The organism is Ruegeria sp. S84, assembly GCF_056583445.1.
Genome location: NZ_CM152618.1, coordinates 193,037 through 218,515, shown reverse-complemented (window position 1 = coordinate 218,515; position 25,479 = coordinate 193,037). Strand labels below are relative to the sequence as shown.

Annotated in this window: 21 protein-coding genes and 1 pseudogene; 8 read left to right on the top strand and 14 right to left on the bottom strand. The window is 53.8% G+C overall.

What is annotated here, in order from left to right:
- Together AC1DFB_RS01175 and AC1DFB_RS01170 are read left to right on the top strand one after the other, a co-directional pair.
- On the top strand, positions 1–279 hold the full coding sequence (locus tag AC1DFB_RS01175) for a DUF4242 domain-containing protein (protein ID WP_480921943.1): 279 nt from the start codon (positions 1–3) through the stop codon (positions 277–279).
- A gap of 117 nt (positions 280–396) precedes the next feature.
- Positions 397–1,812: an FAD-binding oxidoreductase gene (locus AC1DFB_RS01170; protein WP_480921942.1), complete on the top strand. Its 1,416-nt coding sequence runs from the start codon at positions 397–399 to the stop codon at positions 1,810–1,812.
- A gap of 546 nt (positions 1,813–2,358) precedes the next feature.
- Here the strand turns inward: AC1DFB_RS01170 and AC1DFB_RS01165 are convergent.
- From AC1DFB_RS01165 to AC1DFB_RS01155, 3 genes and pseudogenes are all read right to left on the bottom strand, one after another.
- Positions 2,359–2,889, bottom strand: a complete 531-nt coding sequence (locus AC1DFB_RS01165; RefSeq protein WP_170402035.1) for a hypothetical protein — start codon at positions 2,887–2,889, stop codon at positions 2,359–2,361.
- A gap of 628 nt (positions 2,890–3,517) precedes the next feature.
- Positions 3,518–3,727, bottom strand: a pseudogene (locus AC1DFB_RS01160) (IS6 family transposase); the annotation flags it as partial.
- Between the two features lie 51 nt (positions 3,728–3,778).
- Positions 3,779–5,713: a DUF3604 domain-containing protein gene (locus AC1DFB_RS01155; RefSeq protein ID WP_480921941.1), complete on the bottom strand. Its 1,935-nt coding sequence runs from the start codon at positions 5,711–5,713 to the stop codon at positions 3,779–3,781.
- Between the two features lie 303 nt (positions 5,714–6,016).
- On the opposite strand from AC1DFB_RS01155, the gene AC1DFB_RS01150 reads away from it, so the two are divergent.
- Positions 6,017–7,504: an arylsulfatase gene (locus AC1DFB_RS01150; RefSeq protein WP_480921940.1), complete on the top strand. Its 1,488-nt coding sequence runs from the start codon at positions 6,017–6,019 to the stop codon at positions 7,502–7,504.
- Positions 7,505–7,651: 147 nt separating this feature from the next.
- Here the strand turns inward: AC1DFB_RS01150 and AC1DFB_RS01145 are convergent, their stop codons facing one another.
- Together AC1DFB_RS01145 and AC1DFB_RS01140 are read right to left on the bottom strand one after the other, a co-directional pair.
- Positions 7,652–8,272: a cysteine hydrolase family protein gene (locus AC1DFB_RS01145; RefSeq protein WP_480921939.1), complete on the bottom strand. Its 621-nt coding sequence runs from the start codon at positions 8,270–8,272 to the stop codon at positions 7,652–7,654.
- Between the two features lie 364 nt (positions 8,273–8,636).
- Positions 8,637–9,986, bottom strand: a complete 1,350-nt coding sequence (locus AC1DFB_RS01140; RefSeq protein WP_480921938.1) for a tetratricopeptide repeat protein — start codon at positions 9,984–9,986, stop codon at positions 8,637–8,639.
- Between the two features lie 93 nt (positions 9,987–10,079).
- Here AC1DFB_RS01140 and AC1DFB_RS01135 point away from each other — a divergent pair, with 93 nt between their 5' ends.
- From AC1DFB_RS01135 to AC1DFB_RS01115, 5 genes are all read left to right on the top strand, one after another.
- On the top strand, positions 10,080–10,298 hold the full coding sequence (locus AC1DFB_RS01135; RefSeq protein WP_480762179.1) for a hypothetical protein: 219 nt from the start codon (positions 10,080–10,082) through the stop codon (positions 10,296–10,298).
- Positions 10,299–10,322: 24 nt separating this feature from the next.
- Positions 10,323–11,789, top strand: coding sequence for a guanitoxin biosynthesis MBL fold metallo-hydrolase GntH (gene gntH, locus AC1DFB_RS01130; RefSeq protein WP_480921937.1), 1,467 nt, complete (start codon positions 10,323–10,325; stop codon positions 11,787–11,789).
- A gap of 14 nt (positions 11,790–11,803) precedes the next feature.
- Positions 11,804–12,784, top strand: a complete 981-nt coding sequence (locus AC1DFB_RS01125) for a CobW family GTP-binding protein (protein WP_170734243.1) — start codon at positions 11,804–11,806, stop codon at positions 12,782–12,784.
- A gap of 392 nt (positions 12,785–13,176) precedes the next feature.
- A complete protein-coding gene (locus tag AC1DFB_RS01120; RefSeq protein ID WP_480922634.1) occupies positions 13,177–13,788 on the top strand; it encodes an HlyD family secretion protein in 612 nt (203 codons plus the stop codon).
- Positions 13,757–14,287: an HlyD family secretion protein gene (locus tag AC1DFB_RS01115; protein WP_480921936.1), complete on the top strand. Its 531-nt coding sequence runs from the start codon at positions 13,757–13,759 to the stop codon at positions 14,285–14,287. Before AC1DFB_RS01120 ends, AC1DFB_RS01115 begins: the two co-directional genes overlap by 32 nt.
- Positions 14,288–14,450: 163 nt before the next feature.
- Here the strand turns inward: AC1DFB_RS01115 and AC1DFB_RS01110 are convergent, their stop codons facing one another.
- The 9 genes from AC1DFB_RS01110 to AC1DFB_RS01070 all read right to left on the bottom strand — a co-directional run bounded on the left by AC1DFB_RS01110 (position 14,451) and on the right by AC1DFB_RS01070 (position 25,477).
- On the bottom strand, positions 14,451–15,395 hold the full coding sequence (locus AC1DFB_RS01110; RefSeq protein WP_170403767.1) for an alpha/beta hydrolase: 945 nt from the start codon (positions 15,393–15,395) through the stop codon (positions 14,451–14,453).
- A 324-nt stretch (positions 15,396–15,719) separates the two neighbouring features.
- A complete protein-coding gene (locus AC1DFB_RS01105; RefSeq protein ID WP_480761338.1) occupies positions 15,720–17,762 on the bottom strand; it encodes an amidohydrolase in 2,043 nt (680 codons plus the stop codon).
- Between the two features lie 759 nt (positions 17,763–18,521).
- Positions 18,522–18,974, bottom strand: coding sequence for an SRPBCC family protein (locus tag AC1DFB_RS01100; protein WP_170625156.1), 453 nt, complete (start codon positions 18,972–18,974; stop codon positions 18,522–18,524).
- A gap of 102 nt (positions 18,975–19,076) precedes the next feature.
- Positions 19,077–19,685: a nucleotidyltransferase family protein gene (locus AC1DFB_RS01095; RefSeq protein WP_480921935.1), complete on the bottom strand. Its 609-nt coding sequence runs from the start codon at positions 19,683–19,685 to the stop codon at positions 19,077–19,079.
- Positions 19,678–20,460: an XdhC family protein gene (locus AC1DFB_RS01090; RefSeq protein ID WP_480921934.1), complete on the bottom strand. Its 783-nt coding sequence runs from the start codon at positions 20,458–20,460 to the stop codon at positions 19,678–19,680. Before AC1DFB_RS01090 ends, AC1DFB_RS01095 begins: the two co-directional genes overlap by 8 nt.
- Positions 20,457–21,638, bottom strand: a complete 1,182-nt coding sequence (locus AC1DFB_RS01085) for a vWA domain-containing protein (protein WP_480921933.1) — start codon at positions 21,636–21,638, stop codon at positions 20,457–20,459. Before AC1DFB_RS01085 ends, AC1DFB_RS01090 begins: the two co-directional genes overlap by 4 nt.
- Positions 21,635–22,510, bottom strand: coding sequence for an AAA family ATPase (locus tag AC1DFB_RS01080; RefSeq protein WP_480921932.1), 876 nt, complete (start codon positions 22,508–22,510; stop codon positions 21,635–21,637). The genes AC1DFB_RS01085 and AC1DFB_RS01080 overlap by 4 nt, the downstream gene beginning before the upstream one ends.
- A 46-nt stretch (positions 22,511–22,556) precedes the next feature.
- The gene (locus AC1DFB_RS01075; protein WP_480752316.1) at positions 22,557–24,986 is read right to left on the bottom strand and encodes an aerobic carbon-monoxide dehydrogenase large subunit; all 2,430 of its coding nucleotides are present in this window, start codon (positions 24,984–24,986) and stop codon (positions 22,557–22,559) included.
- The gene (locus AC1DFB_RS01070; protein WP_170392521.1) at positions 24,983–25,477 is read right to left on the bottom strand and encodes a (2Fe-2S)-binding protein; all 495 of its coding nucleotides are present in this window, start codon (positions 25,475–25,477) and stop codon (positions 24,983–24,985) included. Before AC1DFB_RS01070 ends, AC1DFB_RS01075 begins: the two co-directional genes overlap by 4 nt.
- Positions 25,478–25,479 lie beyond the last annotated feature (2 nt).

Here is a 25,479-nt window from a genome sequence, read left to right as displayed (position 1 = left end):
TTGAATTATTTGGGGGACTTTATGCCTAGGTACATAATTGAACGAAATTTTGCTGAGCAACTAAACGTCAGCGATGATGACAAAATTCACATCAAAGAAATCAATGACGAAGTCGGCGTTGAATGGATATTTTCATTTCTCAGTGCAGATAAGCGCAAAACATACTGCTTGTATGAAGCCCCTGATGAGGAGAGCCTCAGGAAGGCGGCTGAGCGCCTGAATATTCCTGCCGATGTGATAACACCCGTGGATCGGATTGATCCGGCAATATTCGCCTGACCAGCAGCCATTTTTTCCCAACTCAATGAAACGACTTCGCGAGACAACGCGACGGAAATAGCAATTAGCTGAGGCAGCCCTGCAAGAAGCCTGACCTGACTATTGGGAGGCTTACGCATGTTTGACCTGAAAACACTCGACGGAAGTACAGCTATTGTGCATCAAGACACCTTGGACGCTCTTGATGCATCACTTCGCGGCGGGGTCTACCATAAAGGCACCCCGGAATACGAAGACGCAAGAACAACGTGGAACAGCATGTTCGAACGTTACCCAGGTTTCGTGATCCGCGCTCTGGGGGCAAGCGATGTGCAGAAGGCAGTGAATTTCGTACGAGACACCGACCTTGTTATGTCAGTTCGGTCAGGTGGGCATCAGATTGCTGGGCACGCTGTCGCAGATGAAACTGTGTTGCTCGATCTGTCCCAGATGCGATCTGTTCACGTCGACCCTGGCAACAAGACCGCTCGGGTTGCGCCGGGAGCACTGCTTGGAGATGTGGATCGCGAAACTCAGGCCCATGGGCTTGCCGTTCCCGTTGGCATCAACTCAACCACGGGCATCGCGGGCCTCACCCTTGGCGGCGGCTTTGGATGGACCACTCGGAAATTTGGCATGACGATCGACAACCTGCTCTCAGCAGAAGTCGTGACTGCGGACGGAGCCATTGTAACCGCATCCCCTACAAGCCACCCGGAACTTTTCTGGGCTATCCGCGGCGGGGGTGGGAACTTCGGTGTCGTAACCTCATTTGAATTCCAACTGCATGGGCTAGGACCCGATGTCCTGTCTGGCCTCATTGTTCATCCGATAGAAAATGCGTCAGAGCTCCTCGCTGAATTTGCGAAGATTGCTGACACTTCCCCGGATGAGCTGACCGTCTGGAGCGTGATGCGAAAAGCGCCCCCTCTACCGTTCTTGCCAGTTGAGTGGCATGGGCGAGAGGTGCTGATCTTTGCAGCCTGCTATAGCGGGCCGATGGAAGAAGGTGAAAAAGCTATGGCGGCACTACGCGCGCTAGGTGAACCAATCGCCGATGTGATATCTCCCCACAATTTCGTTGACTGGCAGGCCGCCTTTGATCCTTTGTTGACGCCAGGCGCCAGGAATTACTGGAAGAGCCATGATTTCGATGCGCTTTCTTCGGATGCAATCTCAGGACTCTTGGAAGCGATTTCCAACCTTCCTGACCCGGCGTGTGAAGTTTTTATTGCCCATGTGGGTGGAGCAATGGCGCGCGTCGAGGCAGGTTCAACCGCTTATCCCGAAAGATCTGCTCACTTCATCATGAATGTTCACACGCGTTGGGAGGATCCCAGCAAGGATGCCGATTGTATTTCTTGGGCGCGAGATCTTTACGACCAGATGCAACCGCACGCGACCGGAAGTGCGTATGTCAACTTTATGCCCGAAGACGAAGCGGACCACATGGCAGGTGCATATGGTGACAACGGTGAGAAGCTTTCTAAGATCAAGGGCACATACGACCCCACCAACTTGTTCAGGGTAAACCACAATATCTTGCCTGTGTGATGAAATCCTGAACTGCATAAATTGATCCAGATTGATGTTGATTGTTTTGCTTTGTCGTCACGCCGCATTTCTCGTTGGCTAGTCTTCAGGCCAAGTGGAGCATCCAAGCGACGATCGCGCTGGTGATCATGCACCCAATGGGTTGTGGTTTCCGTAGAAACGGCCAAGAAATTCAATATGCGTATGTGTCCGCTTTGGGCTCGAAGGGGACATTCGTTGCAACTTGCTTGAACGCCTCCTTCGCGGAAAATTTTACTGAAGCGGGAAATGCGTCTTCTTGCTTCAGTTCGTACAAGTGTTGCTAATAACGCTTTTCTCCTAAGTGCGCGATACCCGAAGCCAGTAGTCGTCTTGCCTCGTAGAGTTCACGCTGACCAGACATTAGGTTTGGAGGCAGAGCACCTATCTTTTCAGAATGCCGGATTGATATCTCTAACCTATCAGCCGCTTCGATTGCGGCTTTTAGTGCAGCCTTGATGGCGGTGCTATCAGAAATGGGCAGGCGAGTTCCAGCCATTCCTCCGTTGTCTGTCCATGACCCTCTCTTCATTTTTGTTCCTCGCTTAGGCGGCCCCATTTTGGTAGCAGTGACTTATCAATTGCGGCGGTCGTTCTATCCGTACGTCGCATTTCCTCGACCTCCGCACGGAGTGCGGACAGTTCTTCAAGCCCTTTGAGCTGGGCGTGACGACCCAGGACATCCTGAAGAAGCCTTGCCTGTTGCAAGCTGATTTCGCCCCGCGATGCTGCAGTTGTGGTCCGCTCTGAAGCGACGAGGATATCTTCAATTGAGCTCAATTTGTTCCTGTCAGCCAATTGAACGAAGTCAGAGCGTGTAGGAGGCCGGACCCGATCAACGAGCCATTGGGCTACGGTTGGATTGCCGTTATCAAGCTCGTCGGAAATTACGTCAGTGGCGCGCCCGAGCATCTCTTCAAGCCGTTCGCCCGCAAGCCGTGCTGCGCGTGCTTTAATGCCATTTGCGCCCCGCGGTCGGCCGGTTGACTTTGGCGGTTTGTGCCCGGGCAGGAACTTGCCATCCGGGCCGCGTTTAGCTTGTTGCTCGTCATGGGGCATAGAACCGTCAATCTCGTCATTTATACGTCAATAATACTGACATAATAGCTTAACTTTGCGTTCTTGTCACTGTCTTGGGATTGACCCGTGGGTTACGGAGTTCGAGAGCGAGGTGTTCCGCTCCTTCAAGTGAAAAACCAAATCGGCTGTTGCATTCCCACAAAGAAATCAAGACGTGAGGATGCCTCCAAGGCCATCTGGCATAACATGCTCAACGCTCAATTCCTTAGTTACAAGACATGCAAACCACCTAGGATGCTCCCACTCAATTCTCAATTTCCATTCCTCAATGTTGAACGCACGTTGGCCAAGTTGTCTGGATGAAGGTGATAGCACCGCGCGACATCAAGGTTTTGGACTGCCAAATTGGTTTCATTTGCCCAATTGACAGCAGTTGAAGTCAGGAGAATTCAGTAATATGTGGGGTTTTGTGTGTGGGCGAGATGTCCCAGCTGGCGGAAAACGCAGCGTTTTCAATGAGGGTATGGTGGCCCTAGGCTACACCAAAACCTAACAATACAACTAGATAGCAAGGGTTCTGTCGCATTTTTTTTGGATGACCGAGTATGAGTGAAATTGATGAGCAGTTTACCCTACCAGTTGGGCGAACTGCTGAAACGGGCGGAGTCCGGGCGTGAATTGACCTTTCATCCATGCGCCACGAACGGTCTGCTGGACGCTTTCTATACCGCGCTGTTTCGGCAATGAGGCCAGCATATCGACTGACCCAGCGGTTTAGCGTTGCATGATCCAGATCAACGCCACGTTCCGCCATGATTTCCTCCAGATCCCGGGAAACACCGTAGCGCAGGTAGAAGAAAACCGCATGCAAGATCACGTCTTTCGGAAAATGCGCGCCCTTAAATTAGATCGTCACGGCCTGCTCCTGTCATGTTCTAGTGCGCGCTACCAGAAATGCACACACCCTGACAGGTGAGGGCGAACTTTGCGACAGAACCGAAAAAATCGGTTTATTAATCTCACCCCCGGGAGTATACCAAATTGGAGAAGTGTAAGCGCGTTCCTGTGTTGAGGTCGGCACTTCAGCAGGCAATTCGTCTCCGAACCGAACGGCATCGTAAATTGTCCACCTCGGTGTGGGAATTTCCAGGACGCGGGCGTAGTAGAAAGCCCGCACAGAAGGATCGAATTCAGGGTCCGTCCAAACAGTGATCAGTTCCGGGGATCCTATCGAATTGGTAAACGTACCCGTTGCAACATCCACGGTATTCCCCACCGCCGGTAGGTTGCCGTCCGCATCAGGTTCGCGGTCTCCCGACCATGCCACGTCATAAACCCGCTCTTCAGTGTCGCCGTTGGCATTTAACCAGCCTTTCACAATCTGAATACGGTCGAGATTGCCGGAAAACGGGTCTTTCAGGGCAGCAACCAGGAATGTCGGGGCGTCCGCGCCTTCTGTAGCGATTGCGAGGTCCCCACCCATCGGAACGCCTTTTTCATATCCGACGTCGGCGGGCAAACGAGATTTTGCATCAGCTTCAGTAAAGTCCCAGCCACCAAAGAAGCGAACCGCGATGCGACTACCAGTCGTCCCATATACTTCTTTCCTCTCCATGGCATCGAATATCGCTTCGCGCGTGTTATCTTCTGCCCAGACTGCAGCATAACCTGAGGCTGCCATTTCCCATCCAAGAATCCTTGTCGTATCGAACTCGCCAACGACATGCTGCCAACGGCCAGGTTCCGGTTCGACACCGGAGTGTTTGCCAAAGAAATTGTCTTCTTCCGCCGTTGCCAAAGCCGTATGGCTGTCGGTCGAGCCCACTACTCCGAACTTGTATGGATTGGTGCCGAGTTGAGCCTCTAGTTTAAGACCATTCTTCAAAGCCTCACGCGCGTATTCGTACTGAAGCATCCAGTCTTCTTTGGGTGTCGGACCCAGGTTTGACTTATCCCAGGTTTCATAGTCCGCGAACTCATCATTCGGGCTGAGAAACGGGTGGGTTTCTCCATCGCCCTTGATCTGGGTGATCTCATACATCGGCTCCCACTTGGCACGCCGCTCTGCGTAATCTTCTGTCAAAGGTTCACCCGTTTCAGGGTTGGTCTCGACAGGAAACATCAGGCCATTGGAGACGTTACCGTTGTGGGCAAGGGCCAGTACACGACCGCCAGTCTCTAGTTCATAAGTTTCCATCCAGTCCCATAGCCGTTCTGGATTAAAGGTTTCAGCGGTTGTGAAGGGCAGCATTTGCCGCGCGCGAATGGCATCATCCCGGTAGATCACATTGCGGTGGAGGTTGTTGCCAGCTTCGGTGGACGTCCACTCGTATCCGATGAACGCAGTGAATGTGCCGGGGGCGTTGTGATGATCTGCAGTTTGCGTGAACTCGTCCCATACGGATTGTACGAACCTGCGATCTGAAACAGCCTCGGGAAGAGCGTCTCCGGTGATGCCCGCAAAGGTTTCAATAACTTCCATTGTTGCACCAAGCGCAACGTCTCCACCAGCGTTGAGGCGCTCGTTCCAGTCTCGAAGCGTTGGGTCTCGCATCAGAGTGGAGTTCCCTGCTACGATTTCATTCATGGCGCCCATGGCATCAGAGTGATCGGAAACGACTAGCCAGTCGAGCGGGCGCGACAACTGCACACGGAGGCCATGCGAGGTGGTGACTTCCTCACCACGTGCAAACCTATAGGCATCGTCGGGGCTCAGAATGACGCCAAATCCCCGCGCATCGAGCGAATTTGACGTGTGCAGGTGAGTGTCACCCCACAGAGGTCGTGTAGGAAAGTTTCGACCTGCATAAGGTGAGAAATCAGCAGGCGCGGGTTCACGCATATCATCAACTGATATGGTCATCTCTCCAACTTGCCCACCTTGAGCGGCCTCTTGAGCATGTGAAGAGCTTGTTATGAATGCTGCGGAAACTATTGCTGTTGATGTCGTCAGAAAAAACTTCATTTGAACCTCCCAGCCGAGCTGAATGCTAGCCCATGGCAACATCTGAGCTGGCTGTTCGTCAAGGAAAACAACAGTTTTTCTTAGTTTTGCACAAGGACCCCGGGGGAAGTTCGACCAAAATCGGACCGCAGCTTCGCCCAATTCTTTAACGCTCAGCCGTTGTGAGAAAATACCGCAACGAGTGGGTGTTCTTGACGACTTGTGGCCTGGATCGTCAGACTTGAACCTGTGATCTTGATTGGAGGCGTTGTTATGAAATGGTTGTCGCGAACATTCCTACTGGCCTTATCCCTTCAATTTGCCACGGGAGCTTCAGCTCAAGATAAACCAAACATCGTATTCATATTTCTAGATAATTTTGGTTGGGGTGAACCCGGGTTCAATGGAGGTGGCATAATCCGAGGTACAGCGACCCCCGAGATGGATGCCCTCGCTGCGGAGGGACTGCGACTCACGAACTTCAACGTGGAAAGCCAGTGCACGCCGTCCCGCGCAGCGACCATGACGGGACGATATGGCATCCGGAGCGGCAACCACACGGTCCCACTAGGCGGCGGTGTCTACGGCCTAACTCAGTGGGAACTCACGATGGCCGAGATGCTAAAGGATGTGGGATACAACACGGCCATGTACGGCAAGTGGCACCTTGGCTGGACCGAAGGACGATATCCAACGAATCAAGGATTTGACGAATTTTTCGGAGTTGAGACCACTGACGTTACAGTCTGGCGCACGCTTCCGGGATTTGCTGAAGCCAACTTGGAAGAGCCTGTTGTGATGCAGGGTGTTGCAGGTGAGCCAGCAACCATCGCGCGGGACTACGATCTCGACTATCGCGGCGAGATAGACGGCGACCTGACGAAAAAGGCTATCGAGTTTATCAAAGCGAAGAGTGCCGAAGAAGCGCCGTTTTTTATCTATCTTGCCTATACTCAGACTCACTATCCAAATATCGCGTCCGAGGAATTTGATGGCGCCACCGGTAATGGTGTTTGGGCCGATATTCTGCTTCAAACGGATACCTATGTCGGGCGCATCGTTGATGCGATCGAGGCGGCAGGTGTTTCCGACGACACTGTGGTGATATTTACTGCTGACAATGGCCCCGAAGCTCTTCCGGTTGGAAACGCAAATGTCTCGCCCGTGCCAGCGGTACATGGCACCGCCGGGCCCTGGCGTGGCACTCTGTTCACCAGCCTCGAAGGAAGCATGCGGGTGCCTTTTGCGATCAAGTGGCCGGGTAAGATTCCCGCGGGTTCAGCAAGCAACGATGTTGTCCATTCGATGGACCTCTATCCGACACTTGCGGCATTTGCAGGCGGCAAGGTGCCTGATGACAGGGCCTTTGATGGTATCGACCAGTCGAAGTTCTTTCTTGGTGTCCAGCCAAATTCAAACCGAGAAGGCGTGATCGTTTACATGGGAGAGCAAATATTCGGCGTAAAATGGAAGGATTGGAAAGTTCTTTTCAAAGAGAATACGACGGCTTTTGGTGCAACGGAGTCTTTCGACACACCAAGGGTCTACAATCTATTGAACGATCCACACGAGCGCGAAAGTGTACTTTTCCCTTACACGTGGGCGGTCGAAAAGGCGCTTCCGCAGCTGCAAGAGCACATCGCTACCTTCGAGGAATACCCTCCGATTCCACCGGGAACGTCCGATCCCTACGAACCACCCAAAAACTGAGCAGCTGGTTGCTACGCAAACCGGCCCTCTCGAAATTCTTCCGAGCGGCTTCACCAAGCTCAACCCTACCAACTTCCCAACGTATGACGAATGGTCAGATCGGGTTTAGTTTCTAACAATTTTGCTGTTAAAAAGCTCAATGGCAAGTTAGAGCAACGAGATTGACTTGATCACTGTTTCACGGTTCTGAACAGCGCCGGTTTGCAAATATTCCATTGCACTTAGTGCAGCTTCATGGGCTTGGATGGATGACCCGCTGACGCAATCCTCTACAACGCGGCAGAAGTAATCTGATTGGTGGCCATCTACGAGCGTGTAGTGCACACAGACATCAGTCCGCTCTCCGCATAGTATCAGAGTATCCACCTTCAGGCCGCGCAATAGAATTTCGAAGTCGGTTCCAAAAAACGCAGAATAACGTTTTTTCGGAACCAGATAGTCGCCGACGCGATATCCCAATTCTTCTTCGGCAACTTCCGTCCGCGGATCGCCTTCGAGACAGTGTATGTCCTCATCGCCATCCAGCTCCCTACCAAAGTCGATGTGATCGGAACGAGGCACCTCCTGAATGAAGATGACGGGCACCTTGTACTCTTGCGCTGCGTCTACCAGATCGCGCGCTGCGATCATGCGTTCCCTGTAGCCGGGCATATTATCAATCGAGCGCACTTCGCGATCATCAATGAATGTGCTCTTTTGAATGTCGATCACGATCAGTGCGGGTCTACCTTCGATCCGTTTCTTTGCATGCTTGTTTTGGGTTGTCATCTTCGACCTCGGTTGTATCAGGTCGTCCTGACGAAACGCTGTCTAATGGCCGGGTCGTGCCGGTTGGCAGATAAATTTTGATTAGATGTGCTATTGCGCGTCGTCAAGGATGAGAGCAGCTTGATCGCAGAATGAAACAAGGACGTTTGCGCCCAAAGCGGTAATGTCGGCTTTGTCCGCATGGCAGGCACTAAGCCGTTAGAACTGCGTCAATGTCCTTCTGAATATGTCAGATGACTGTTCTTAGCCCAAAGCGGACCCACCCTTTGGAAACAGATAACATTTCCGTGGCATGAACTAGGGACGCGTTGAAAATCGACTGCGCAAGAAAATGTAACTTTGGTTGGAGGCGCTAACCAGGACATTACCCGGGCGGATATCTACTCAATGTCTCTTGTATCATATTTCGCGTATTGACGTCGTTGTGGAAAATCCTATCGGCGAGAAACTCGGACGGAAACTCAGGCCATGTCCTGCGCATTTCAGCAACGAGCCGTCGTGCTTCTTCTGAATTTCCCAACTGATCGTGCGCAACGGCTTGGAACAAGAGCGAAGGAGCACTGACTGGCGCTCCAGCAGCTGGCGCTCCCTGAAAGGCTTCAACAACATTTTCGTAGTTCCCGAGCATAAGTTGCGAGACGCCCCAGATGTTTCTCGCACCAAACCTCCCGGATCCTGATTTGGGTCTCTCCGGGTTGCTAACCTCGGCAGCAAATTCCGGGGCGTTAGCCAAGATGGCGGAGATACCTGCAAGATCGAGAATATGGCCATCATTCGGCGCCAGTTCGACCGACATCCTTGCGTATTTCAATGCCTCGTTAGGCTGGCCTTTGACAGCCAGCACCCAACCGTTTGCGCTGTTTGCCCAGGCGTCGGCCGGGGACAATTGAAGCGCTTTTTCAGACATTTCTGAAGCTTGATTGGAGAAATCATCCCTTTGTGATTCATCCGGCGTCAACACCGCCAGGATCGCCAGGACCTGCGCTGATCCGGCATAGCCGTCGGACAGAGCCGGGTCGAGTTCCATCGCGTGCTGGAACATTCCCAGTGCTATCTGCTGACGTTTGACATCAAAAACGGGAAAAAACATGCCTCGGGCTTGGTCTGCAATGTTGGCCGCCTGGAGTATCGTCAATGATTGTTCACCAAGCGCCACACGTTCTGCTTTCTCGATGGATCGTGTTGTCGGCACAACCTCCCTGTTATCCTGGCTCATCCAGATGCCAAGCACAGCGACTAATGCAACAACACCTAGTCCAGCAGGCAGCAGTTGCCGCGAACGCAAACGGCCAACTGGATTGTCGCTCTTCAGTTCACTTGATGTACGGTCTTCGATTGTAGATTCGTATGAAAACCGCGGCTTGTATCCGCCGGGATCAACAAAAATGCGAACTCCGTTGCCGTCCCAGTGATCTTCGTAGAACTGATGTAAAAGACGACGCAGTCGCCTAGCCTCAACTCGAACCAGGTTTTGACCACCAGTACCATCTATGCGCCGCCCATATACCTCAACAGCGATAGCTTTGCCTCTAATCTGAGCGCTTCGACCAGATAGAGTTTCCTCGACTATATAGGTGAGAAACTGCGTGAGTCGGGGTGAAGCTTGAAACCCGTCGCTTGATACAATTCGACTCAGAGCTTCCCGGATGAGTTCCGAAGAAGGTTGGCCAACTTGTTGATTTATTGGCAAATCATTTGATTTGTTCAATGTCAACTCACCCCCAACTCACGGTGACTCACTTGGCCTTTGTGGTCAACCGCACTCATCTTGATTTGAGAATAGATAGTGGGTGTCGGGATTATTCCAGTGACAGTGGACCTGATTGAAGAAATTCCGGAACTTTCTGATGTGCTCTCGAGGCGCATCGAAACGGATGCACTACTCGGCGAGGTCATCAAGGACCTGAATAAAGCATCTGCGTTTTCGAAAGACACATCGATAACGGCCTCAGAGCGCGCCGAATGGGCCCACATCAAATCTGAACTCATCAACGAGCTTCGCCGGATGTTGAAGCGCAACCTGTGAGATACTCTAACTGAGGACCAATCCATGACCAAGGAAGACAATAGAAAAGACCATGACGACAAACAGGTTCAGGCGTCAGATCAAATTGAAGACCCGTCGCGGCGGAGTGTTCTAAAGGGCTTGGCCACTGGAGCGGCTGCCACAGGGGCGACTGGGTTTGCGGCAGGAACTGCCGAGGCCCACGAAGGAGACGGCCCACTAGGAGAAACACTCAAGAACCCATATGGTGGTCGACCCGCAGGCGGCATATCATTGCCGGAGTACTTCCGTCCGACGAAGTACATGACGGGTTCAAATGCGAACTATTTCCCACTGAGTGAGGAATTAGGGCCAGATGAGATGCGCATCTCATTCTGCGGCTCAACACCATATCCGCCGCGCGAAGATCAGGCGGGTACTTGTATCATGGTGGAGTTGGGGAATGGAAAACGGTTCTTCTTCGACTTTGGGTCCGGTTGTGTCCGCAACATCATTGCGATGCAAGTGCCTGGGCAGTTGATCAACGACATCTTCATCTCTCACCTGCATGTCGACCACTATGCCGACATTCCGTATATTTACCCCTTCCGTGCCTGGTCGGGTGGCTACACGCCACTACGCATCCATGGGCCGTCAGGTCGAACGCCCGAGCTTGGCACAGCTGGAATGGTCAAAGGCATGCAACAGATGCTCAAATGGCATCTGGAGGCCTTTGATGTTTTCCCGATTGGGGACGGCTACGAGATCGAAGTCAATGAATTCGATTTCCGCCAGGAAGGTGGTATTGTTTATGACGAAGACGGTGTGACTGTTCGGTCTTGGCCGCGAAGTCATGCCAAGGACGGTGCGGTTGGTTATCGGCTCGATTGGAATGGTCTGAGCTTTGTTTGGACCGGCGATGGTCGCCCAGATGAGCTTTCACGAAAATACGGCGAAGGCGTTGATGTCTTTGTAACCGAAATGTCGGGGCAGGATATTGGTCAGTTGATGACCTACAAATACGGTATCCCACAAGATCTCTTTAACTACACTATCGATACGCATCACACCTCCCACTATGCCGTGGGTAAGCTCTTTGCTGACACAAGACCGCGTTTGGGAATGGTGACACACTATACCCAGGATGAAGACATCGACGCTGAAATGCTGGCTGGTATTCGCGCCCACTACGACGGTCTGTTCCAATGGGGTCTCGATGTAGCCGTTGTGAACGTGACCAAGGATGCAATCTGGTACAGGAAAGCTGCTCTGCCCGGAAAATCCGGTACTGTGCCACCATTTCGTGAACTGGCTGCGGCGGCCGAGGCCGGGCGTATTGAGCTTCCGGATGAAATCACATTACCGAACCCAAGACTCACCCGCGCAGACCAGCAAGACCAGAAGTATCGAGATATGGAGATCGATCCACGCGAATACTACCCAACTGACGTTTTCCGAGCACCCGGCGGAGACTGGCCGCAGGACTTTACCATCAAAGTTTCGGATGTAATCGGCTCGCGTGATGAAGACTGAGAGGAGATCGAACAATGATTGAATTTGGTTCGACTTCTGCGATCCCTGTTACGATCCTTACCGGCTTTCTTGGAGCCGGTAAGACGACACTTTTGAACCGGATCCTTACCGGCAATCACGGATTACGAGTGGCAGTCCTGGTGAATGACTTTGGATCAATAAACGTAGATGCCGACTTGGTGGTTGGCCTCGAAGATGATGTGATGAGCTTGGCTAATGGGTGCGTTTGCTGCTCGATACGAGATGATCTGATTGAAACGGTAGAAGCTGTTCTCGCTCGGCCTGAGAAACCAGAATACATCGTCCTTGAAGCAAGCGGAGTGTCGGACCCATCGTCAATCGCGATGACGTTTACGGATCAACGGTTCCGGGACATGATCCGCTTGGACAGCCTTATGTGTCTTGTCGATGCGGAACAGCTATTTGCTGCGCCAGAACAAATGGAACTGAAGCTTCGTCAAATTGCGTTCTCGGACATGGTCATTTTGAACAAGGTTGATCTTGTCGACAGGGCCACAGTTCAGAAGGTGTACGACTGGCTTGGCTCTCGCTTCCGTCGCTATCGTCTTGTCGAAGCTGTAAACGCAGACGTCCCTCTGGACATACTTCTTTCAGTCGGTCGCTTTGCCGCCGAACAGCTCGAAACAGAAATACCCGATCATCACGAACATGGGCCAGATTGTGGTTGCCACCACTCTGATCACTCAGACAGCTTTTCTACGACCATGATGAAAGCTGAACGCCCAATAAGCCTGTCTTCCCTCCGGAGTGCAATTCGGAAGCTTCCGGGCGACGTTTATCGCCTCAAGGGTTTTGTTTTCAGCGAGGAGGATCCAGATCATCGCATTCTTGTTCAGGTGGTTGGAAAACGAATGGACATTGCACGGGATGGTGCTTGGGGTGACCGCAAACCCGAAACAAGGCTTGTCGCAATAGGCGCACCGGGGGCGCTCTCCGAGGATGTGCTTTCGGACACGCTTATGGAGACAGTCTGAAAGCCAGTTTCGACCAAGTATTTTGGCTATAAGTCAACCATGTTGGATAATTTCATCCAGTTCGGCGGGGGACGATGAGTAAGTGGACCGTTCCCCAACTTATGCCACCGGATCTTTTGGACAGGCTTAGCTTCAGGGAGCGGAAAAATCACAATTTAGCAGCAAAAATAAGCACCTACCTTGTTTTCATCGCGGTCACTAAAACTATTTCCTAGAATAAGTGGACTGAGCTGGACGAGAACTTTCAGAATTGCCTGAACGAGGCGGTTTCCTGGAAGGCTGTTGGCATCGGGAGAACGGCGATATGTTTCGAGACATCCATGCCTTATAGTTCGAGTTTTTTGGCGTTTGTAAGCGCGATAGGGAACTTGCGCTGTTTCGGAGGTTAATTGATGCTCATCGTCTTATGTCTTTACTTCGGCTTGATTTGGTTGGTGTTTTCCAAGCTTAAATGGCTCCCGTGGAACCGGTTTTGGAAAACGGTTATCTACGCTGGCGCAGCAGCGATTGCTCTTGTAGTAATAGGAGCTCTTAATCACACGACACCCACTGGTCCAGTTTCAGTTCAAGGGATTGAGACAAACATTACACCTAACGTATCGGGAACAGTTGTCGAGGTAGCTGTTGAGGCCAATCAATCGGTTAGCAAAGGCGATCTACTCTTCAAAATTGACCCTGACGTATTTGCCTCTGAAGTATCACGCCTTGAGGCTTCTCTAGAAACGGCGAAGTCTTCTGCAGACCAATTGGTGACTGACCTCGCCGCAGCCGAGGCAGAAATCGAGTCTTTGAATGTCCAGCTTCTCTTCGGACAGAAGAGGCGCGATGATATCCTTCAGTTAGAAGAACGAGGCGCATCGACAACTTTTCAACTTCAAGAAGCCGTGGCAACGATTGATCAACTAACCGCTAGTATCCGAGCAGCTCAAGCGCGCAAGAAGGGACTAGAGCGTCGAATTGCTGCTACTATAGATGGTCGAGACGCCGCAATTGTCAGAAGCTGAAATGGCGTTGGAACAAGCCAAATGGAGTCTTGAAGAGACAGAGGTTCATTCACCAGGAAATGGTGTCGTTTCTGCTGTTACGCTACGGCCTGGAAACCGCGCCACCACTTTTCAAGGTGCGATAACCTTCATTGATCCATTGGATTTCGCCATTGTAGCCTCCCTCCCGCAATCCAGTCGTCAAAATGTGAATATCGGAGACGAAATCAGGTTGGCGCTGCGTACGCAGCCGGGCACGGAGCTCTCTGGCACCATTGTTGCTTTGCCGGTCGGCTCCGCCGAAGGGACACTGGATCTGCGTTCAGGCCTTCCTTCAATACGAGAGCTAACCGGTATTTCAAGCTACCCGGTACTGATCGAATTATCTGACAGTTCCGATTTCGAAGCTCTACCATTTGGTACATCTGGAACAGCGTTGGTAGTGACTGAAAAAGCAGGTGCAATTGGGGTTCTTGCCGAAATCCTATTCTGGGTATCTAAACAGCTGAATTATTTGTGACTGGTAATAGGTGTCATGCTGCAACGAATGGCAGAAATGTCCGCAAAGTAGACGTTTACGCAAGTTGCCGCGATCGAATGCAATGCGGGACTAAGCGGGCATTGCGCAAGGCGACTAGTGCCACGCATCAGTCAATTGTCGCTTGCAGCTAGTGATCTGAACGTTATGACCCTTTTCCGATAACGCGTTCGAGGAACTCGGCAATCCGACCTTCCACAGACATACTCACTGCATCGCTACCCAAACTGGCTGCGCCAGCGGGATAGAAATGGCCGAAGCCCGGCACCCATGCGAACTCGTGATCCACGCCAACTTTTTGGTAGTGATCGATGAGCATTGGAACGGAAGACAACGCGCCTGCCAAATCATACTGCCCCATAAACATTAGTATCGGTGGTCTGTTTGAAGAGGCCGTGACAGCCTTGTTCACGTCAAACCCGGCATCGGTTCCAGACAGGAGAAAAACGCCGGAGACGGAAACTCCCATACCATGCGCGACGTTCCAAGATGTTACTGCACCCGCGGAAAAGCCACCAAGCGCGATACGGTTCGGATCGATCTCGTATGTGTCCGCGAACTCGCGGATATGAAGCACCGCTTTGCGCAAGTCTTCGGCAGCCGAGATCACGCCATCAACCATTGTCTTCTCTTGTTCGGGGATGCTGAAATCAAGCGGCGGCAGGTCCATAGTCCCCCGAATATGGTTGGCTTGGGGCAACAGAGGCAACAGACTGTCGGGCGCGATCCAATCTGCTTGATACCCTTCCCCTGACGGCACAGGCCCTTCGGGTGTCAGCCGATAGTCGATTGCAAAGCACGTATAGCCCCTCGCGGCAAACCGACGGCAATAGTTGCCCATCGAGGTATCCTGAGCGCCACCCGATTGAAACGTAAGCCGCGGACTGCCGCGATGGAATGCGCCGCCAAAGGTGAGGACTACAGCGGGTCGCGGCGTGGTTGTGGCTTCGGTCGGATGATAGATGTCCATCCACAAGTCGCGCGAAACCTCCTCACCCTCTTTCGTCACGAACCCCTGTCCATAAACCACGCCTGCTTCAAGCGAATAGGTCACCGGAACGGCCTGCTGAGCTTCAAGAGGGGCAGCCATTAGTGTATTTGAAAGAACCAACGCTGTTACAGCACCAAAGTTTGTTTTTCTAGGCTTGTGCAATTTGGTACCTCGCGGAAGTGTTGACGTGCTTATCGAATACGATCGTGCGATTGATTTGTAACCGATTTAGAGCGTAACCCTTTGGCTGTAGAAAGCTCAACACTCACGCGATGTGTGAAGTAATCGTCTGCCGCAAGCTGGCGAAGAGTAAGATTAGCAACTCTACTTTGAACTTGAAGCAGTTGTGCCGATCATTCCGTTCGACCGACCGCATTTCAGACAATGCCGACGACCGAAACCTATCCTTGGCTTGGCTCCAATCTAAACTCTGGAGGCCCATTCGGACACGACGGCCCACCCCAAAGCATTGGTCCCGCAACAGCTAACAGCAGAGATTTTTCCCGCTGCAGATGTCGTGCACGACTGAGATACGGGTGAAGCGCAACACGAGCATCCGGCAAGCATGCCTTTCTGGGCGATGCCCGATAAATCGGCAAGCGCATACAGCGGCTTTGTTGGTGGATTTATTGTATCCCGGTTTGGCGATAATGACGCGCGGTCGAGATCGAAGTCGTCTGACACTGGAAAAATGTCACCCTCAAGTACGGTCCCCCAGATACCGATGTCTTTAATCTTGTCGGCTTCCACCTCGAATGGGTCCTCTTCAAGGATGGTGAAGTTCGCCAACTTGCCGGGAGCGATAGAGCCAACCTCATCCTCCAATCGCAAGGATTGGGCCGCATCGATAGTCACAGCCCGCAAAGCGTCTTCGACCGACAGGCGGTGTTCTGGGCCTGCGACACGGCCTGAGAAGGTCGTTCGGTTTACGCCAGCCCATACTAGGAACAGCGGTTCACCGGGAGCCATTGGTACGTCGGAATGGAATGAGATCGGAATGCCGTTGGCCTTAATTGGCCCAAGGGGAACGATGTCATCCGCACGTTCCGGGCCCAGTCCAAGCTCGCTATATCGATCTGACAGCGCAGTTACGTAGTATGGATTGCCGCTGACGATGCAGCCCAGCTCAGCGATCCGCTTTGCTTGATCTTCTCTCGCATAACCGAAGTGAACCAATGTTGTACGGTGACCTGCCCGCGGCTTCCGGCGCATGTTTCGCTCAACAGCGTCCAAGATCAAGTCCACGGCAAGGTCGCCGGTCTGATGAACATGTATTTGGTAACCTGCATCCCAATATGCATCGAATACGGGATTGAACTCGTCCGGCTGCATGATCCACTCGCCGTGGAAATCGCCGCCCACATAAGGCTTCGATACCTGCATGGCCAAACTGTAAACAGCGCCATCGGCGAAGAGTTTCACCTGCTTCGGCATGAACGCCGTCTTACCTTCACCCCAGTCCAGCAGTTTTTCGGTCTCCTCAATCATCGAACCATTTTGAAAGTGCAAGGCAGCCAGGGATTTCCCGTCAGGTATGAAATAGGTCCTGAGTTGGGTATCGGATCCTGAAAAGACCGCGTTGGTTGCTTCTTGAAGAGGCCGGGACAGCACGCCACCCGGTTCCGCAGCAACTGTGACGCCTGCACGGTGCATATACTCGCGCGCCAGCCTCAAACCCGCGCCCAGGCGCTCTGGTGTAGCAAGCACCGGAGCGACTGCGGGAAGAACGGCGAACATGCCTGCCTCGAAGAAATACCCGTCCTCGAAACTCGATTGCTCAAGAGCGAGCCCCTCAAAGCCATTAACAAAATCCTCGGTGATACCCAGAAATTTCAATGCTGGAGTGTTAAGGACAAACTCGTGCGCAGATCGGTGGATTATGATGATTGGACGCGTGCTACTGATCTCGTCGAGTTGCGCACGCCTGATCTCGCCATGAAAGAAGTGATGGTACCCCCACGTCAGCAGCAAAGCGTCGGGATCATCCATAGCCGCTTCGGCGGCTTGCAAACGAGACTTATAATCTGCTTCATCGACGGCGGCCTTCGAAAGGCCAGTCGGAATGTTCCAATCCTCGATCGATATTATCTCGGAGGTCAGGGTCAATCCCGCGAGGAAAGGATGCACATGCTGGTCGATCAAACCCGTGATAATAACTTTTTCGGAGAACTGATCGTCCAGCCGAAACGGCTGCGAACCGATCCGGTCAACGAGTTTGTCGCGCGGGCCAGCGGCCAGAATACGGTCTCCGACCACGGCAACCGCGTTAATAGCCGGGTCGTTGTCTTCCATGGTGATGACACGCCGCGCTGTGTAGACAGTGATCTCAGGCAGTGTTTGGAGCTGGCCTCCAAGATCCTGCAATGTCGAGGCCGCATAAGAGGATGTGGCATTGGCAATCGCGATCATCGATGCGCAACCAAGACCGGTTATTGCTGTACGACGGGAGACATTCAGTTTGGTCATAGTTTTTCCATACTCAGCAAGGCGAATTATCCCGAGCCTAGCATCGAGGTGATCTAAGGCAGAAAGGAAAATCTCTGCCGGCTTTAAATTGCGCGCCAAGTTTCCCAATCAAAATGATGCTCTGAAATGGCAGCCACACTAGACCGCTTTGGGCTCAACTTGGTCATTCGCAAAATCGCGATGTAAGTCCACTTTGCGGAACTAACCGTCATTCGAATTCCATACTTCGCTGACGCAGCATTCAGTCGCAAGTGTAGAAATTTGTTGTCGCTGCGCAGCGCATGTCGCCAATACGTTCATTCACGGGCGTGGATTTGGTCGGAACCGAAGACTCAGTGCAATTCCCTCACGCCGACACAGATCGGCAAGCGTGGTGTTGAATCAGGCTGAATGAAACAAACTTTAATACCCATCAGACGCTTCTTACCAACCTCAAGGAGTTCCTTGAACCTATTGCAGTAGAGGTTCCCTGCGACACTCTCGGCGGCAAAGAGTTAGAATTGATTCACTTTCGATACCATCGCTTTGGGTGATACATCGAAGATGCCTGATATCTAAATAATCTTAATCACGACCCCAATGTACGAAGGAAAGGTTTTGGTAAAGCGCCGATCGAAGCAGTACCGAAACGGCCAAGATCTTCGGAATCCCTAACAACTTTTCAGCCCGTTTGTTGTTGCGCAGGCGGTACAATTTGCCTTTCTGGTCGTTCGCGGGTGGAGCAAGCTTACAGAACCGCTTCATCCCCACCCATTAAGATCAAATCATCGCGCCTTCATTTACTACATCAGCGAAGGACTTGAAGAATTTTCCAGCGAGCTTCTTGGCTGTGCTCTGGATCAAACGACTGCCGAGCTGAGCCAGTTTTCCGCCAATCTCGGCCTTGGCTTCATAGCGCAGGATCGTTTTGTCGCCGTCTGCACTCAGCGTCACATCTGCGCCACCCTTTGCATGACCAGCGGTACCACCATTGCCCTGACCAGACAGCGAGAATGCATCAGGGGCGCCGGTCTGGTCCAGGGTGACATTGCCTCCGAACCGCGCCTTGACGGGCCCTACTTTAAGCAAGACCTTGGCCTCCAATTCAGTATCAGAATGCTTGATTAGTTCTTCACAACCCGGGATGCATTGTTTCAACACCTCGGGATCATTCAGTGCCGCATAGACGCGATCTTTCGGGGCGTTGATGATGATTTCGTCCTTCAGTTCCATAGTCTAGTCCTTCTTAGCAACAGGGAAATCTCATGTTGTCTGCTTGTTCAGTGGTCATTTCGAGCGATTTAAGACGCCCGCGCATCCAGATCAGAAGTCGGCTCATGAGATCGGCTCCTTCGCGGTTTCCAAATGGGTCGCATAGTCATCCGGGGTATCGACATCGGTGTAGAACCCTGGCGATGGCAGCGTAGCGGCTTGTACATGTTCGGGATGATCGCGCGTGAAGCCCAAGCAGCCGGGGCGTGCGGGGTTTTCCAGCAATCTCCGGCGCAATAGCTGCGGGATAGTAATTGGATTGCCTCGTGCGCCGTTATGGACAGGTATCGTCACTTTAGTCGCATCACCTGCAACGTGAGCGACAATCAGATCTTGCAGATCCTGAGTGGTCAATAGCGGCTGATCACCCAAGCCGATCAGAAGCAGATGGGCGTCAGGTGCACAATGCAATCCCGTGGCAACCGAGCTCTGCTGGCCGCTGGTGAAGTTTGCATTGTGAACCAAAGAAACAGCTAGCCCTGATAATGCCCGGCGCACGGCGCTCGCCTCATATCCTGTTACCACCGTCAGGTCAGTATCAATGGCGCCTAAGTAAGCCATGGCTACACGGCGGATCATCGGCAGGCCGTCTATTGGTAACAGCAGCTTGTTTTGCGCCCCCATGCGACAGGAAAGACCGGCGGCCAGAAGGATCGCGGCAACATCAGCCATCGGCAAGCCCCACAGTCTGCCGTCTGACACGGACTAACTGCGCAAGGATCGACAGCGCTATTTCCTCGGGCGTGACCGCCCCCAGGTCCAGACCCGCCGGGGCGTGGACGGTGTTGATGGCCTCGGGCGTTATGCCGGCGGTCTTTAGTTTTTCAGCCAGTGTCGCGAATTTCCGAGCGCTTCCGACGAAGGCAACATAGTCGGGCAAATCTGTCAGTACGGATTTGAGCGCGTCCAGATCTCCTTGGCCTTGCGTCGCAATGACAACGAAGCGTCGTCGATTGCACGTCGTATCAGCCGACGTGGTGCCAGAAACCGACCAGTGGAATTGCGGTGCCAGGGAACTAAGCGCTTGGGCCACAGGGGATGCGCCAAGCACGACAAGTTCGGGCATTGGCATACAGGGCTCGATAAAAATGTCGACGGTGCCTTTTGACGGGCAACCATTGCGCGCAAAGCGCGTCCCGTCGATCTCATCCCCCGCTATCACGCCCATTTCTTCCAGGAGTTCCTCGGGCGCGACAGAAACCAGTTGCGGCTGACCGGCGCGCAAAGCCTCTACCGCAGCGCGTTTGACCGCGCCACGCGTGCATCCGCCACCAAGCCATCCATGCAGGATTGTCCCGTCCGCGCTGAGCAGCGCTTTGGCACCCGGCTTGGCCGCCGTCGCCCCCGCAGTGCGCACGATTGTCGCGAAGGCGAAAGGTTCTTGCCGGTCACGCAGGTCTTGTGCCGCATCGGCAAGGTCCGTGTCTAAGATCTCTGCCGGACTCATAGCGTCACCAATTTTGGTTCCAGGGCGGCAAGATCGGCAAGGGTGTTGGCCGGTTGAAAAAGGTCGAGATAAGGCAAGGCCGCAGCCATTCCGCCAGCTACGGGCGCGTAGTCGCTCCAGCCCTTCAATGGATTGAGCCAGATGATCTTACAGCCGCGTTTTCTCAGTTTCTCAAGCGCTGCTGCCAGGATTGCGGGTGGCTCGGTATCATAGCCGTCCGACAGGATCACTACGACAGACCGGCCATCTACAAAGCGCCGCGCATAGGTATCGGCAAAGCGTTGCAACGATGGCCCGATCTTTGATCCACCGCCGAAGCCATCTGCCATCAGCGACATCCGACCAATTGCACGCAGTGCATCTTTGTCGCGCAATGCTTCAGTGATGCGTACCAGCCGTGTGTGAAAAAGATAAGCGTCGGCATCTTTGTCAGCGCGCATCAGCCCAGCGAGAAAAGCAAGGAAAACTTGTGCATAGACGCTCATCGATCCCGATACATCGCAAAGCGCAACGATTTTGCGGCTGCGATCTGGGCGAGACTTGCGCAAGAGCTGCAGAGGTTCCCCTCCTGTCGCAAGGCTCAGGCGAATGGTCTTGCGAAAATGCAGGCGGTCGCCTTTGCGGGCGGCGATCCGACGGCGCGAACGTCGATCGCGCAAAGCGGCACCGATGCGACGCGCAACTACTTCGGCCTCTGCGATATCATCCGCGCGGACCAGATCACGCAGATCGCGGCGGCTGAGATTGCGTTGCTGAGTTGCGATAAGTTTACCGGTGCCATCGCTGTCGGCTTCGCCGTCACCGGAATCAGGAGCGATGGCGCTGCCCGATGCGCCCATTTCCTGACCCTTGGCTTGACGAGAGGAATGCACGTTATCGCTGAGCGCAGACTGCGCCTTGGGCACGGCCCTTTGCTTCACCCGACCGGAATCCATCCAAAAACTATCGAAGAGGCTGTCGAACCGTTCGGCCTCATCCTTGCATCCTGTGCAGATGGCCCGCAACGCGCGACGGCTTTCATTCGGGACAGCGGCATTGACCTCGCCGAGGGCACGCAAGGCAAGCTCTGCCTCTGCCACACCTAGGCGAAGGCCGTTCTGGCGCAAATGCGCAATGAACCCGGCGACACGGGCCGCTGGCCCCGGATCACGCGCCGCAAATTTGGAAACCCGGCTCATGCGGCCTTCCCCGCGATGCGGGCCACGACTTCAGCGGTGATCTGTGCCTGATCGCTTTGAGTTTTCAGCAGCGTGGTTAAGGTGGAGTGCAACACGGTTGGATCGTCGGTCAGATCCGCAATCCCGAGTCCCATCAAGGCGGCAGCAAAATCGAGCATCTCAGCGATGCCGGGCGTCTTTTCCAGTTCCTCCTCGCGAAGCTTTTGTACAAAGCCTACGACTTGCGCGCCGAGACGTGCCTCAATCGCAGGGCAGCGGGCTTTGAGGATTGCAAGTTCTGTCTGTCGGTCCGGATAATCGACATAGGTGTAAAGGCAGCGACGACGCAGTGCATCGGATAGATCGCGTGTGCCGTTTGAGGTCAGGATCACGATCGGCTTGCTAGAGGCCGTGATGGTGCCGAGTTCTGGGACAGTCACTTGATAGTCGGCCAGAACTTCCAGCAAGTAGGCTTCGAATTCCACATCAGCGCGGTCAATTTCGTCAATCAACAAAACAGGCGGCGTGTCCTGGGTAATGGCGGCCAATAGAGGGCGTTCCAACAGGAAATCACGGGAAAAAATACGTTCCTCAACGCTTTTGCCCGTCTCACCATCTTCGGCGGCGGCGCGGATCGTCAGCAATTGCCGCTGGTAGTTCCATTCGTAGATGGACTGCGCGGCGTCCAGCCCCTCATAGCATTGCAGTCGGAGCAATTTGGTGTCGCGCGCATCGCTCAGGGTGCGCGCAACCTCTGTCTTTCCAACGCCCGCGGCGCCCTCCAGAAGAAGGGGCCGCTCCAACGTCAGCGCCAAATGGAGAGCAACTGCTAGGTCGTCGGATGCGACATAGCCCTGCCCTTCAAGAGCGGATTGTAAATCGGTCCAGGTCATGTGTGTCTCCGGGCAGAGCGGAACGTCTCCGCCCTGCCTTTCGCCTTTAGCCATGCAGGCCAAGCTCATTGGCGGTCTTCCAGATCCGCCAGTGATCATGTGGCATGTTGGTATGCCGCAGACCAAAGGCCCGGAACGCATCCTGCACCGCGTTGGAGAAGCATGGCACCCCGCCCACATGCGGACTTTCGCCCACGCCCTTCGCACCGATGGGATGATGTGGCGACGGCGTGACGGTGTAGTCGGTCTCGTAATTCGGAACCTCCCATGCAGTCGGCAGGAAGAAATCCATCAGCGTGCCCGTCTTCACGTTGCCCTGATCGTCATAGGCGATTTCCTGGCCCAAAGCGACGGCGAGTGCTTCGGTCAGGCCGCCATGCACCTGTCCTTCGATGATCATCGGGTTGATCCGGGTACCGCAATCGTCCAGCGCGTAGAAGCGGCGGATGTCTGGCACGCCTGTATCCACATCAATATCCATCACGCAGACATAGGCACCGAACGGATAAGTCATGTTTGGCGGGTCATAGTAGCTGACCGCTTCAAGCCCTGGCTCAATCCCTGGAATGGCCTGATTGTAGGCGGCGAATGCGATTTCTTTCATGGTCTTGAACCGCTCGGGCGCTCCTTTGACCACGAAACGGTCGACGTCGAACTCGACGTCATCGTCATGCACTTCCAACAGATAGGCCGCGATCATTTGCGCCTTGGCGCGGATCTTGCGGCCAGCCATGGCCGTAGCCGCCCCGGCAACCGGGGTCGAGCGCGAGCCGTAGGTGCCCAGACCATAGGGCGCGGTATCGGTGTCGCCCTCTTCGATGGTGATGCTATCGGCAGGTAATCCGATCTCGGAGGCCAGTATCTGTGCGAATGTCGTCGCGTGGCCTTGCCCCTGCGAAATCGTTCCAAGCCGTGCAATTGCAGAGCCCGTGGGATGGATGCGAATTTCGCAGCTATCGAACATGCCGAGACCCAGGATATCGCAATTCTTCACTGGGCCAGCACCCACGATCTCAGTGAAGAAACTGAGACCGATTCCCATAAGCTTGCGCGTTTCGCCCCGTTTGAACGCCTCTACACGCTCGGCCTGTTCCTTGCGCAATCCCTCGTAGTCGACGGTGCTGAGCGCTTTGTCCCAGGCAGTGTGATAATCGCCAGAGTCATATTCCCAGCCAAGCGCAGCCTGATAGGGGAATTGCTCTTTCTTGATGAAGTTGATCCGGCGCAAATCTGCCGCGTCCATGTTCAACTCGATCGCGAGCACCTCGATCATCCGTTCGATGAAATAAACCGCCTCTGTCACGCGGAAGGAACAACGGTAGCTGACCCCGCCCGGCGCTTTGTTGGTGTAGACGCCATCAACCTCAAGGAATGCAGTCGGGATGTCGTAAGATCCGGTGCAGATATTCATGAAACCCGCCGGGAATTTGGTTGGGTCGGCGCAGGCGTCAAATCCACCATGGTCCGCTGTCACATGGCAATGCAACCCGGTGATCTTGCCGTCCTTGGTGGCAGAAATGCGGCCCTTCATCCAATAGTCGCGGGCAAAGGCGGTGGTCATCAGATTGTCCATCCGGTCTTCGATCCACTTTACCGGTTTGCCGGTGACGATGGAGGCGACGACCGAACACACATAGCCCGGATAGGCCCCAACCTTATTTCCAAACCCGCCGCCAATATCGGGAGAGATCACACGGATATTGTGTTCCTCGATCCCGGAAATCAGGCTGACCACAGTGCGGATAGCATGGGGCGCTTGGAACGTGCCCCAAAGAGTCAGCTTGCCATTGACCTTGTCCATTGAGGCGACACAGCCGCAGGTTTCCAGTGGGCATGGGTGCGTACGGTGGTAATACATGGTCTCTTCGGCAACGACCTCGGCATTGTCGATTGTCTCGAATGTTGGACCCTTGTCGCCCGCTTCCCACGTGAAGATGTGGTTGTGATGCTTTCGAGGACCATGTGCTCCATCGATTGGTTTGCCATCCTCGCCCACGGTGTCTTCACGCAGAACTATCTCTGATTCCATCGCCTTGAACGGATCGACCAGAACCTCAAGCTCTTCGTATTCGACCTCGACGGCCTCGATTCCATCTGCCGCCGCATAGCGGTCTTCGGCCACCACAAACGCCACTTCCTGGCCTTGAAACAGAACCTTGCCATCGGCCAGAACCATCTGCTTGTCGCCGGCCAGCGTCGGCATCCAATGGAGGCCGAGCGGTTCAAGGTCCTTGGCGGTCAGCACAGCGAGAACGCCGGGCACTTCAAGCGCTGCCGCCGTATCGATGTTGGTGATCCGTGCGTGAGCGTAGGGGGAGCGGACGAAATCTCCAAAGAGCATCCCGTCAAGCTTCACGTCATCGACGTAGTTGCCCTTGCCTTGAGTAAAGCGAGCATCTTCGACCCTTTTGCGCGAACAGCCCATGCCCTTGAGGTTCGCGGTGCGTTCCTCACGATCTGGTGTCATGTCATTCATTGGGCCGCCTCCTTGGCTGCATTCATCTCGGCCGCTGCGGCTTTGATGGACTTCACGATGTTCTGATACCCGGTACAGCGGCAGATATTACCTGCCATGCCAAAACGGATCTCTTCCTCGGACGGGTTCGGGTTCTCTTCGAGCAACTTTGCCGCGCGTGTGATCATGCCCGGTGTGCAGTAGCCGCATTGCAGCCCGTGATGTTCCTTAAACGCCTCTTGCAGCGGGTGCAGCGCGTCAGGCCCACCGATGCCTTCGATGGTCGTGATATCCTTGCCATCGGCCTGCGCCACGAACATGGTGCAGGACTTGACTGATTTGCCATCAATGGTGACGGTGCAAGCGCCACAATGGGAAGTCTCGCAACCAATATGCGGGCCGGTGATGTTGAGCCGCTCGCGCAGCGTGTAGATGAGAAGTTCGCGTGGCTCGGCAAGGAATTCCTCTTCCTTGCCGTTCACCGTGATCTTGTAGTGTTGTTTCTTTGACATCG